Origin of the sequence: Aliiroseovarius marinus (genome assembly GCF_050881025.1) — a bacterium.
In the GTDB taxonomy this organism is placed as follows: Bacteria; Pseudomonadota; Alphaproteobacteria; order Rhodobacterales; family Rhodobacteraceae; genus Aliiroseovarius; species Aliiroseovarius marinus_A.
Map to the genome: position 1 here is coordinate 941,062 of NZ_JBNNXQ010000001.1, position 12,319 is coordinate 953,380.

At 58.2% G+C, this 12,319-nt stretch carries 12 protein-coding genes; 11 read left to right on the forward strand and 1 reads right to left on the reverse strand.

Annotation, left to right across the window (positions count from 1 at the left end):
- Window positions 1-149: 149 nt before the first annotated feature.
- Window positions 150-491: a hypothetical protein gene (locus tag ACRY08_RS04460; protein WP_432448642.1), complete on the forward strand. Its 342-nt coding sequence runs from the start codon at window positions 150-152 to the stop codon at window positions 489-491.
- 3 nt (window positions 492-494) lie between these two features.
- Here ACRY08_RS04460 and ACRY08_RS04465 read toward each other — a convergent pair whose 3' ends face one another.
- Window positions 495-941 carry a hypothetical protein gene (locus tag ACRY08_RS04465; protein WP_432448643.1) on the reverse strand — a complete coding sequence of 149 codons (447 nt, stop codon included), beginning with the start codon at window positions 939-941 and terminating at the stop codon, window positions 495-497.
- 224 nt (window positions 942-1,165) lie between these two features.
- Between ACRY08_RS04465 and ACRY08_RS04470 the strand changes: the two genes are divergently transcribed.
- From ACRY08_RS04470 to ACRY08_RS04515, 10 genes are all read left to right on the forward strand, one after another.
- Window positions 1,166-2,188 (forward strand): NAD-dependent epimerase/dehydratase family protein, encoded by a 1,023-nt coding sequence (locus ACRY08_RS04470; protein WP_432448644.1) that lies wholly within the window; start codon window positions 1,166-1,168, stop codon window positions 2,186-2,188.
- A 160-nt stretch (window positions 2,189-2,348) separates the two neighbouring features.
- Complete coding sequence (tviB, locus tag ACRY08_RS04475) at window positions 2,349-3,629, forward strand: Vi polysaccharide biosynthesis UDP-N-acetylglucosamine C-6 dehydrogenase TviB (RefSeq protein ID WP_432448645.1); 1,281 nt, start codon at window positions 2,349-2,351, stop codon at window positions 3,627-3,629.
- A 59-nt stretch (window positions 3,630-3,688) separates the two neighbouring features.
- The gene (locus tag ACRY08_RS04480) at window positions 3,689-5,428 is read left to right on the forward strand and encodes an ABC transporter ATP-binding protein (protein WP_432448646.1); all 1,740 of its coding nucleotides are present in this window, start codon (window positions 3,689-3,691) and stop codon (window positions 5,426-5,428) included.
- Window positions 5,425-6,570, forward strand: coding sequence for a glycosyltransferase (locus ACRY08_RS04485; protein WP_432448647.1), 1,146 nt, complete (start codon window positions 5,425-5,427; stop codon window positions 6,568-6,570). The genes ACRY08_RS04480 and ACRY08_RS04485 overlap by 4 nt, the downstream gene beginning before the upstream one ends.
- On the forward strand, window positions 6,567-7,811 hold the full coding sequence (locus ACRY08_RS04490) for a glycosyltransferase (RefSeq protein WP_432448648.1): 1,245 nt from the start codon (window positions 6,567-6,569) through the stop codon (window positions 7,809-7,811). The genes ACRY08_RS04485 and ACRY08_RS04490 overlap by 4 nt, the downstream gene beginning before the upstream one ends.
- Complete coding sequence (locus tag ACRY08_RS04495) at window positions 7,808-8,476, forward strand: haloacid dehalogenase-like hydrolase (RefSeq protein ID WP_432448649.1); 669 nt, start codon at window positions 7,808-7,810, stop codon at window positions 8,474-8,476. Before ACRY08_RS04490 ends, ACRY08_RS04495 begins: the two co-directional genes overlap by 4 nt.
- Entirely contained in the window at window positions 8,454-9,281 is an 828-nt protein-coding gene (locus ACRY08_RS04500) for a hypothetical protein (RefSeq protein ID WP_432448650.1), read from the forward strand. Before ACRY08_RS04495 ends, ACRY08_RS04500 begins: the two co-directional genes overlap by 23 nt.
- Window positions 9,278-10,348, forward strand: a complete 1,071-nt coding sequence (locus ACRY08_RS04505) for an EpsG family protein (RefSeq protein WP_432448651.1) — start codon at window positions 9,278-9,280, stop codon at window positions 10,346-10,348. The genes ACRY08_RS04500 and ACRY08_RS04505 overlap by 4 nt, the downstream gene beginning before the upstream one ends.
- 6 nt (window positions 10,349-10,354) lie before the next feature.
- Complete coding sequence (locus ACRY08_RS04510) at window positions 10,355-11,521, forward strand: glycosyltransferase family 4 protein (protein WP_432448652.1); 1,167 nt, start codon at window positions 10,355-10,357, stop codon at window positions 11,519-11,521.
- Complete coding sequence (locus tag ACRY08_RS04515) at window positions 11,518-12,276, forward strand: metallophosphoesterase (RefSeq protein ID WP_432448653.1); 759 nt, start codon at window positions 11,518-11,520, stop codon at window positions 12,274-12,276. The genes ACRY08_RS04510 and ACRY08_RS04515 overlap by 4 nt, the downstream gene beginning before the upstream one ends.
- The last annotated feature ends 43 nt before the right edge of the window (window positions 12,277-12,319 follow it).

Consider the following 12,319-nt stretch of genomic DNA (forward strand, 5'->3'; position numbering starts at 1 on the left):
TGTCTGAAATTCTGCCGAATTGCCCTACCATCAAGTCGAAGTCGAAGCCAGCTTTGATTGCGGCGCGCATGGGTCGCGTTAATGGTTTGTTAACTTTCGGATCATAGCAAGAACACGGACCCCTGACGCGACCAAAGGAAGGCGCAGCAATGAAAGTTATCCTGTCAGCAGCGAGTTTTCTTCTGTTTGCTACCGCCGCCACCGCCCAAGAGCCTGACGCCCTGGCCCGTGCGATCGAGCTTGGGAAATGTCCTCAAACCGGCGTGAAGTCAGCAACATATCTGACGTCGGGGGCATTGCAGATCACGTGCAAGCGCAAGTCATTGTTCCGCAGCAAACCAAAAGATCAGGTTGCGCCCGTTGGTGCAGAAGCCACCAATATCGGACCGTTTGTCGGATCACTGGGACCGGGTGTTTTTGGTGCCGGCGCTGCAGGGGCCGGTGTTCTTGCGATTGCGGGCGGCAATTCGTCGTCCTCAGACACGCAGTAGAGCTTAGCAGCTGGGATATCCCATCCGGATCAACTCTGCGCCCGAAAGCCGCTTGAAGCCACGCGTGGTATAGCGCGCTTCGTTCAGAAACCAGCGGCGCAGTGCAGGCGCGTAATGTGCCGCAATCACCTGTGACCAGTGCTCGAAATCCGTCGGGTGCAAGGGTTGGCCATAGTGACTGGGGCCGTGAAATCCGAAGCGTGCACGCGGGCTGATGCACAGGTTTTCGACCGCCAGCAAAAGTGTGCAGGAAGACAGGCATTGTCCGGCGTGAATTTCGACCCTTTGACCGCTGGCCCGAAGCGCGGCAACTTCGGCAACGCGCGTGTGGATCACGCCCCCGCGATCGTTTCGCACGATCAATGCGCCACGTGGCGCGGCAAGAACCGGGCCCATGGTTTCGAAAACAACCAGCAGGACAAGCGCCATCATCGCGATAGCACGTGTCATGGCACGGCTCCCCAGCCGCGCGTTTCTTAAGGCAAACATGGCTCACCCCACTCCGCGTATATTGTTACACGGCCACCCCTCTGTGACCGAATCCAGAGTGGCACCAAGGGCTTAAGCAGAAGTTGAAGATGCGATTCGCCTAAAATTGACCGCAACGGGATGCCCGCGCTTTCCCCGGCGCGCGAGACGGGCTACAGGTTATGCAACGTCAAAAGGAGCACCCCATGTCGCGACGCAAAGCTCTGGTCACCGGATCTGCCGGCTTCATCGGCTTTCACCTTTCAAAACTTCTGCTGGCCGAAGGGTTCACGGTGCATGGCTTCGACGGCATGACCGATTACTATGACGTTTCGCTAAAGCAACGCCGCCACCAGATGTTGCTGCAAGACGCGCATTTCTCGGCCACAGAAGGGATGCTGGAAGACGCCGAGCTTTTTGACCGTGTGGCCGACGACTTCGAACCTGACGTGATCGTTCATCTGGCCGCGCAGGCAGGGGTGCGCTACAGCCTGGAAAACCCGCGCGCTTATATCGATTCAAACGTCGTGGGCACGTTCAACGTGATGGAGGCCGCCCGCCGGCACGCGGTCGATCACCTGCTGATGGCCTCGACCAGCTCGGTTTATGGCGCCAATGATGACATGCCTTTTTGCGAAACTGAAAAGGCAGATACCCAGCTGACCATCTATGCGGCCACAAAGAAAGCCAACGAAAGCATGGCGCACAGCTATGCGCATTTGTGGAACTTGCCGACAACGATGTTTCGCTTCTTCACCGTTTACGGCCCTTGGGGGCGGCCTGACATGGCGCTGTTCAAGTTTACCAAAGGGATCATCGAAGGCACGCCAATCGACATTTACAACAATGGCGACATGTATCGGGATTTCACCTATGTCGAAGATCTTGTGCGCGGCATTCGCCTGCTGATCGACGCGGCGCCCGAACGCCCGGACAGCCCGGAAGACATCGAGGAAGGTGACAGCCTGTCCCCGGCCGCGCCCTATCGCGTGGTGAACGTGGGCAACTCGGACAAGGTGAGACTCTTGGATTTCGTTGAAGCGATCGAAGATGCCTTGGGCAAAAAGGCTGTGCGAAACTACATGGAAATGCAAAAGGGTGACGTGCCAGCGACATGGGCGGATGCAAGTCTTCTGCATCGCCTGACCGGATATCGCCCGGCCACTGATTTTCGGGATGGCGTGAACAGTTTCGTCGACTGGTATCTGGACTATTTCAACCTAAAATAGAATTCGGAAGTTTTGGGCGCGGTCTCAGGATTTCATTTTGTCTGAATTCCGTTGAATTCGATCTAATTTTTATAAAAGTTAACTTCCCTTTAACGAATAATTAAGCAAGATTAATCGCGCGAGGGTTGTGGGGTGCTGACAGATATGAAGGCACTCGACCATGAAAGATTTACGAGAGCACGAAACCGTGGCCGTGGTGGGTCTGGGTTATGTGGGTCTGCCGCTGGCGGTAGAGTTCGGCAAGCAGCGCGACGTCATTGGCTTTGACATTGATACCACGCGCGTCGCCGAACTGAGCGCCGGTCAGGACCGCACTCGCGAGGTGCCCGAAGGCGATCTTGATGCTGCCTGTGGGCTGAGGTTTTCGTCTGATCCGAAAGCGCTGGAAGATGCCTCAATCTATGTGGTCACCGTGCCGACGCCCATTGATGCGCATAACCGCCCCGACCTGTCGCCCCTGATCAAAGCCAGCGAAACCGTGGGCGCCGTGCTGATGCCGGGCGATATCGTGATCTATGAAAGCACGGTCTATCCGGGTGCGACAGAAGAGGTTTGCGTGCCCATTCTGGAGGCAATGTCCGGGCTGTCCTTCAATGCAGATTTCTTTGTTGGCTACAGTCCCGAGCGCATCAATCCGGGCGACCAGGTGCATCGCCTTCCAAGCATTGTGAAGGTCACGTCGGGGTCCACCCCCGACGCGGCAGAGAAGGTCGACGCGCTCTACGCGCAGATCATCACCGCAGGCACGCACAGGGCGGAAAGCATCCGCGTGGCCGAGGCCGCAAAGGTAATCGAGAACACGCAGCGCGACTTGAACATCAGTTTGGTGAACGAGCTGGCGATCATCTTCAATCGGCTCGGAATTGATACTGGCGCTGTTTTGGAGGCGGCGGGAACCAAGTGGAATTTCCTGCCCTTCCGGCCTGGTCTGGTTGGCGGACACTGCATTGGTGTCGACCCCTACTACCTGACCCACAAGGCCGAAGAGGTTGGCTATAATCCACAAGTCATCCTGTCCGGGCGGCGCATCAATGACGGCATGGGCGCCTATGTTGCCGGACAGATGATCAAGGCGATGATGAAGAAGGGGATCAACGTTGCCAAGTCGCGCCTGTTGATCCTTGGGTTGGCCTTCAAGGAAGACTGCCCCGATCTGCGCAACACCCGGGTTGTTGATATTCTGGAAGAGCTTCTGGAATACGGCGTCAAGGTCGACATCCATGACCCGCTTGTCGACCCGGAGGGTGCGCGGAGCGAATACGGGATCGAACTTGTGCCCGACCCGCCCGCCCATGCCTATGATGGCGTGATCTTTGCTGTGCCACATCGTGTGTTTCTTGATCGTCCGGTGGGATGGATTGGTCGCTATGGAAAGAACCTGTCCGTCACCTATGATGTGAAATCTGCGCTTGATCGCCAACTTGCGGATCTGCGCCTGTGACGGGGGGGACGTTAACCAAGCTTAACGCGCTTCTGACCCCAAGAGAGCGCCGCCGTGGCATGTCAGTGCTTGCGCTGGTGGTTGTGATGGCCGCGTTTGAGGTGCTGGGCGTCGCCTCGGTTCTGCCGTTCTTTATGGTGCTGTCCGATCCGACGTTGATTGACAGCCAGCCGATGCTACAGCGGCTCTTTGCGCTTGGTGGCTTCGACAGCGCGAACGGTTTCCTGCTTGCGCTTGCGTTGCTGACCTTCACGTTTCTCATCACTGCAGCGCTGATCCGCAGCGCAGGCGAATATGCCATGACACGCTTTGTTCAGATGCGTCGTCACAGCTTGGGCACACGACTGCTTACGCGATACCTGCGCCAGCCCTATGCGTTTTTCCTTGGGCGGCATACGGGCGAGATGTCCAAAAACATCCTGTCAGAAGTTGAACAGGTCACCATGTTTGCCCTTGCTCCGGTGATGCGTTTTGCCATGGCCTCGGTCACGCTTGTCGCCATCCTGATTTTCCTGATGGTGATGGACCCCGCGATTGCGATCGGGGCAATTTTGGTTCTGGGCGCTGCCTATCTTGGCATCTTCGCAACCATCCGAAAAATCGTCACCCGCAACAGCGCGCGTCGGGTCGCGGCGGATCAGGCACGATACACGATTGCCCGCGAAGCGCTGGGCGGCATCAAGGACGTGCGCATTCTGGGTAAGGAAGACAGTTACCTCAGCCATTTTCGCACCCCATCGATCGAGGTGTCCCGTATGCAGGCCGCCAATCAGGTGTTGGGACAATTGCCAAAATACCTGGTCGAAGCCGTTGGCTTTGGTGGCATGTTGTTGTTGTGTGTTGTGCTTCTTGCCGCGCAGGGTGCAGGGGCCAGTGCTGGGGCGATATTGCCCAAGCTTGGGGTCTATGCATTTGCGGGTTATCGCATGCTGCCGTCTGTGCAGGCCATCTATCGGGCAATGGTCGAGTTCCGGTTCGGCGCCGGTGCAGTGGATGTGCTTTATCGTGATATGACCCAGTTGCCCGACGCACCGGCTGGCGTGGAGCAGGCACGCCCCCTGCCTTTGAGGTCCGCGCTTTCTTTGCAGAATGTGGGCTTCAAATATGACGCCAAGGGGCAGGGTGTCAAAGCGCTGACACTTTCGATCCCGGCGGGAAGTTCGGTTGGGATTGTTGGTGGGACAGGCGCGGGAAAAACCACCTTCGTCGATCTGGTGCTTGGCCTTTTGACCCCTGATCAGGGTGAAATCCTCGTCGATGGAGTGCCGGTCACCGATGACAACCTGCGGCGTTGGCAATCTTCCATTGGCTACGTGCCGCAGTCCATTTTCCTTGGTGACATGAGCATCGCTGAAAACATCGCCTTGGGTGTTGCGAAGCCTGAAATTGATATGGACCGTATTCGCGACTGCGCGCGACTTGCTCAACTGGATCAGTTTGTGGAAACCCGGTTGAGCGATGGCTATGACACGGTGATTGGCGAAAGCGGTGTGCGTTTGTCTGGCGGCCAACGTCAAAGAATTGGCATCGCGCGTGCGCTGTATCGCGATCCCGATATTCTGGTTTTCGACGAAGCCACCAGCGCGTTGGATACCGTGACCGAGCGCGACGTCATGAAGGCGATCAATGCGCTTTCCGGCAAGAAAACCATTCTTATGATCGCACACCGGATTTCAACTGTGGAAGCCTGCGACAAGATCATTCTGCTTGAACAGGGGCAGATAAAGGCTCAGGGCAAATATGCGGATCTGCTCAGCGACCGCGCTGAGTTTCGCGCGCTGGCAGGGGAAGCATCATGAAGATGGAGCTGCCACCCTCTGCCGGTTGTGACCCGCGCGCACGCATCGGATTTGTTTTGCCGGATTTGCGCGGCGGTGGGGCCGAGCGCGTTATGGTCACTTTGGCCCGCGAGTTCGCCGCCTTGGGGTATCGCCCGCATTTCCTGCTTGCCAAAGCACAAGGCGAGCTTTTGCACGAAGTGCGTGCGGCCCGCTATGGCGTAAGCGATCTTGGTGCGGATCGGTTGCGCCATATGGTTGGTCCCCTGCGCGCGTGGTTGCGCTCTGAAAACCCTGCCGCATTGATCCCGGCCATGTGGCCGGTGACAAGCCTTTCGGTGCTCGCGGCATCGGGGACTGGCGTGCCGGTCATCACGACGGACCATGCGACGCTTTCTGCGCAATATCGACCGAAGGGGTGGCTGCATATGGCGCTATTGCGTGCAAGTATCCGTGCGACCTATCCGCGTGCCGCTGCCAATGTATCGGTGTCGCGCGGGGCCGCAAAGGACTTGGAACAATTGGGCTGGCTGTCTGACGGACGGGTCGAAACCATTCACAACCCCGTGCCGCGACCGGTGTTTTCAGGGCCACCCGCCAAATGGCCAAACGGCAGGCGCCATCGCCTTTTGGCGGTGGGTGGGCTGCGGTGGCAAAAGGACTATCCCACATTGCTTCATGCGATGCGGCAGTTGATCGATCAGGGGGTTGATGCCGAACTGGTGGTGCTGGGCGATGGTCCTGATCGCTCTGATCTGATCGCGACGGCATCGCGACTGGGCGTAGAGGGGCATGTGTGCTTTGCAGGCTATGCCCAAACGCCGGGGGCCTACTATGACAGCGCGGATCTGTTTGTGCTGTCATCAAAAAGCGAGGGCTTTGCCAATGTTCTGGTCGAAGCGCTGTCTTATGGACTGCCCGTTGTTTCAACAGATTGTCCGCATGGACCCGCCGAGATTTTAGAGAATGGGCGCCATGGTGCATTGGTGCCTCCGGGGAATGCCCCCGAACTTGCCAAAGCCATCAAGGACACTCTGGCCGCTGCGCCGGACCCTGATGCAGCACGCCAGCGCGCGCGGGCCTTTCGCCCATCTGTTGCAGCCACGCGGCTTGCGGCGATGGTGCCCGCTTTGGCCGGATTGCAGGCAGGGGAAGACCGATGACCCTGCAAACATCCGTATTCGTGACCAATAACGGCCTGTCCGACCATATCGGGCTTGCGCAGGTGCTGCCCTATCTGGAAGGTCTCAGCCGATCCGGGCACAAGATTGTGTGTCTGTCTGTCGAACGCCCGGACAAAGCTCAAACCTATCATGACGAGGTTGCTCCCCGGCTGGCGCGCGCGGGCATCAGGCATCACCCGGTTCTGCGGCATGGTTCTGTGCTTGCGTCTCGGTTGGAGCGGTTTTTCATGCCGGCAACTCTGTCCTCGCATCTGGACCGGATTGTGCAGCGCTACAAAGCAAGTCTGATCCATTGTCGCAGCTACATGCCCTTGGCCTCGGCGCTGACCGCCAGCCGGAAACACCATGTGCCGATGCTGTTCGACATGCGCGGGTTTTGGATCGACGAGCGGATTGAAAGCGGCATTTGGAGCGGTGCGTTGGGGCAGGTCTATGCGCGCCATTTTCGCAAGTTAGAAGCCAACGCCTATGGTCAGGCCGATGGGATTGTCACCCTGTCACAAGATGCGCGCAGCGTGGTTCTGGGGGACCCGGCATATCGTGGGGCGCCGATTTCGGTCATCCCGTGCAGTGTAGATCAGTCTCTGTTTCAGCCCGATCGAGTGCTGGGCGGCCGTATCCGCGAGGTGCTTGGCATCGACCCTGATGAACTTGTGCTGGTGCACTCAGGGTCAGCCGGCCCGCTTTACAAGATGGAGGCAGCGTATCAGTTGGTGAAGGCACTGGAAGCCAAAGGCGCGCGCGTGCGACTGTTGCTTTTGGGGGATCATGATCCCGATACTCATCTGGCGCGTGCCCAAGCCGCCGAGGCGCCGCTTGCCAAACAACAGATCATTTGCCTGAAAGTCGCCCACCATGAAATGCCGGGGCTTTTGAACGTCGCGGATATCGGGCTGTCTTTTCGTCTGCAGAGCCGTTCCAGCTTTGGGGTGTCCGCGACCAAACTGGGGGAATACCAGGCCATCGGGTTGCCGGTGATCAGCAACGACGGCATCGGGGACATCCGCCAAATTCTCGCCCAGGAAGGTCTGGGCCTGGTTCTTACTGACCTTGGACCCAAGTCGATTGACGCCGCCGCAGGTAAAATACTCACGCAGAAATTTAGCGCGCCCGAGGCCATCAGGGCGGCTGGCCAAATGCGATACGACATGGATCGTGCGGTCCTGTCCTATGACGCGATGTATCGCCGTATCGGCGACAGCAGGAGGGCCGTGGCATGATACAAAGCAAACCGGTCGTGGCCGTAGATATATGCGGCACACTCTATCGCACCAACACCACGGCGGGCATGATCGCGCATCACCATATGCGCGTGGGAAACAAGTTGCGCGCGCAGCTATTGACCTTGCTGACGAAAAGGCGGCATCCGGTCCAGTTTGCCTTGGTGGCGATTGCGCGTCTCACCGGGCGTGACATGCATCGCGCATTGGTGCTTTGGACCCTGAAGGGCGAGGATTGTGACCACGTCGACGCATCCGCGCGGGACTATGTGGCGACCTGTTTGCCTGAGCTTGCGATCAATGCCACCCATACGCGCTTGGCTGTGATGCAGGATGCGGGCTGGGCGCCGGTTCTGATCTCAAACGCAATTGACCCGGTGGTGCGTGCGATTGCGAGCCATCTGGGACTGCCAGCGCTGTCATCGCAGTTGGGCCGGCGTGATGCTGTGTTCACCGGGGAGTTGGAACAGGATCTGACCGGCAAGAAACGTGCAGCGCTCGAGGCCTATCTGGGCCATTCACTGTGCCCTGACAGCTTCACGGTCATGACCGACAACAGATCGGATCGCGATCTGGTTGGTGCGGCGCAAACGGCGATCCTTGTCGCGCGTGGTGCACCGCGAAAATGGATGGGAGAGTGGGATGCCGAAATTCTCTGTCATTGATCTGACCAAGGCCGGGCTTCTGGTGCCGCTCGTTTATGGACAGCGCACACGGTACGATTTCCCGCGCGGGTTCGGCGTGAATGCCATCACGGCTTGGGTGCCGGGGGTGATCCTTGCGGCAGGATTGACCGGGGCAAGCTGGGGTGCGGCAAGCCTGAGCTATGCGCTTGGCTACATAGCGTTCTTTTGTCTGTACGAGATCGGCTACATGGTGAACGACAGCTATGGGCTGCGGCATGACCCGACGCCCCGGCCACGCTGCCCTGTTCCGATCACCATCGGATTTGCAGCGTTGTTTGTCGCGGTGCGCCTGTCGGTGTTTGTGTTGTTGCTGTCCTATCTAAATCTTTGGACGGCACCGATTTACCTGGGCGCGGTGGCGGCACTGCTGGTCGTGCTGGTGCTGCACAATCTGCTTAGACAAGTCGAGTTGAAAATCTTCAGCTTTGTACAGCTTTCGCTTCTGCGCTTCCTTCTGCCCCTTCTGCCTGCGCTGTTGTTGTCTGAGGCTGAGGGTCATATCACCACGGTGCTGGCTACCGGCGGGGTGTTGTTCACGCTGCCCCGGCTTTTGACATATCTCGATGCCAAGGGGCGCCTGACGCTACCCGAACGAAAAGAGCGGCCATTCTACCTTCAGGCACATCTGGCAAGCGCGCCATTGGTGGCGGTGATTGCGCTTGTTGCCGACACGCCCGCGCCCATCTACGTACTGGGTTGGTTGATCCTGGCGCAGGTAGCCTATGTTGCCCTTGGCGCGCGACGTTCTGCGATGAGCCCCTCACAAAAGGCATCGCAGGCGTGATCTATCCAGCTCTCTTTGCGGTATTGATATTGGTGCGTTTCGTTCTGGCTCGCGCTCCTGAATTACGCGATCAGTTTTACTGGGTGGTGTTGGCAGGGCTGTTTGTGTTCAGCGCATTCCGACTGGAAGTCGGGTGCGATTGGTGGGGCTACTACAAGCATTTCAGCCTTCAATATGACCTGCAAATGGCCGACGCTTTGGTGCGTCGCGATCCGCTTTGGTGGGTCTTGGTGCAAACCATTGGAGCGCTGGGGTTAAGCTATCCTTGGCTGAACGTCGCAAGCTCGGCCCTATTCTTTGGCGGCATTCATATTCTGGCGCGAACACAACCGGACCGGCTTGGCTTTTTGATCCTTCTTTACCCGGTTTTGATCCTGAACATGCCCATGTCGGGTATTCGCCAAGCCGCGGCAATTGGGCTTCTGGCCGCCGCCTTTGTCAGCTTTCAAAGGGGCAATCCCCTGTCCTATGCGCTGCGGGTCGTGATCGGCGCGGGGTTTCATTCCAGCACGGCCGCCTTTCTTTTGCTGGTTCCACTTGTCGGAAAATCTCATCCGCGGCTACGCCTTTTTTCCACGGCAATTTTGCTGGTGCCCGGTCTTGTGTTGTTGACCACGGGACAAGATGCGCAACTGGCGATCAGCCGCTATGTGAATACAGGCGTTGACGCGCAAGGGGCGCTGTATCGTGCGGGCATGCTGTTCTTAACGGGCCTTTTGTTCGTGCTTGCCCTTCGCAAGCCTTGGACACAGACCTTCCCGCCTGATCGGCGACTGGTCGGGTTTGGGGCGTTGATGATGCTGGCGACCCTGCCGCTCGCCTCGTTGTCATCCGTGATTGGCGACCGGTTGGGGTATTTTCTGGTGCCCCTGCAGGCGATTATCCTGGCGCGCCTGCCTTTCCTGCCACTGGGGTCTGCGCGGCCGATACTTAGCGCGCTGCCCTATCTTGCATTGCTGTTGATGTTATCCGTCTGGGCGCTGCGCTCATTTCACTTCGGCTATTGCTATCTGCCTTATGACACGTGGCTTTTCGGGTTGCCGGATCGCTACCGTTCGCCCTTGTGAGGTTTCATGAAGATCATCCTGACCGTAAATGCCGCATGGAACGCTTTGAACTTTCGCCGCCCGGTGATCGAGGCCCTTCTGGCACGAGGGGACGACGTGGTGGTGTTGGCGCCTGCTGACGATTCAGTGCCGATGCTGGAGGCCTTGGGCTGTGAATGTGTCGACCTTGAAATGGATGTGAGCGGCTTGTCCCCCTTGCGTGATGGTGCTCTAGCGCTGCGCATGGGGCGTCATTTTGCGCGCCTCGCACCAGATGCGATCCTTGGGTACACCATCAAGAACAACCTTTTCGGCGCTGTGGCCGCACGCAGGTTGGGGATACCATTCCTGCCCAATGTCTCGGGTCTGGGAACTGCGTTTCTGTCAGGTGGTGCGTTGCAATATATTGCCGAGACGCTCTACCGCCATGCGTTTCGCAATCTGCCGACCGTGTTTTTTCAAAACCCCGAAGACAGCGATCTGTTCATTTCACGAAACCTGACCCGGCCTGCGCAGGTCACGCTTTTGCCCGGCTCTGGCATTGACCTGCAGCGGTTTTCACCCCGTCCGAAATCCAAGGATAAGACCACGCGTTTCCTGATGGTGTCACGCTTGTTACGTGACAAAGGCGTGTTGGAATATGTCGACGCCGCGCGCTTGTTGAAAGCAGAAGGGGCAAGGGTGGAGTTCCAGATGATCGGTGCCACACAGGCCGAGAACCGCTCTGTCATCAGTGAAGATGACCTTGCCGCGTGGCAGGCCGAAGGGGCGATATCCCATTTGGGGGAAACCAATGATGTGCGCCCCTTTATTGCGCAGGCGGATTGTGTGGTCTTGCCCTCCTATCGTGAAGGCGCACCGCGCACGTTGATCGAAGCCGCCGCCATGGCGCGCCCGTTGATCGCAACCGATGTGCCGGGTTGTCGTCAGGTTGTCGAACATGGGACAACCGGGTTGCTTTGCGCTGTGCGCGATGGGCACGCGTTGGCTGACGCTTGTCGCCAGTTCCTTGCAATGCCTGAGGATGCGCGCAACACTATGGGAAAGGCAGGCCGCGCGAAAATGGTGTCGGAATATGATCAACGCCTTGTCGTGCAAGCCTATCTGACAGCCATCGACGCCCAGACGCGTCCGCCCCAGACGGCCATCTCGGATGGCTTTGGGGCAAAGAACCAAAGGGCAAAACGCGCATGAGTTTCTTCCAGCGGCGGCGCAGCCAACAAGACCTGGATGCCTTCCTGCCAGAAACGATTTCCCCTGATGCACCGTTCTGTGCGGTTGGGGATCTTCATGGCAGAATTGACCTGCTGGAGCGGATCGAGAAGGTGATCCTGCGGACAAGCCCGGGCCTGCCAACGGTCTTTGTCGGGGATTACATTGATCGCGGAGAGCACAGCGCAGATGTGCTCAGAATGCTCGCTTCAGGGGCCGAAACGGGCGATCAGCCGGTGATTTGTCTGATGGGAAACCACGAGGAAATGTGCCTGAATTTCATTGATGCACCTTGCGGTCCCGCAACTGCCTGGCTGCGTCATGGAGGCCTGCAAACGCTGGCAAGTTTTGGGATCGGAGGGGTTAGCCCGACCAGTGCAGAAGCTGCACTGACAGAGGCCCGCGATGCGCTCGTCGATGCCATGGGCCCGGATCTTTTGGCGTGGTTGCGCGCGCGCCCCCTGTCTTGGCAAAGCGGAAACGTGGCTGTAACCCATGCGGGCGCTGACCCGACCCGCGCCATATCGGCACAAAGTTCAGGCAGTTTGTTGTGGGGGCATCCGGGCTTTGCCAACCACGCCCGCAAAGATGGGGTTTGGGTGATCCATGGCCATGTGGTGCATGAACATGCGGGTCATCGTGATGGTCGGATCTGGGTCGATACGGGCGCCTATGCCACCGGACGGTTGAGCGGGGTGCATGTATTGCCCGGAGAACTGAGGTTTTTCAGTTCCTGACGGCCAAAAACCGGGATTTTTCAAATACAACCACAGGTTTTTA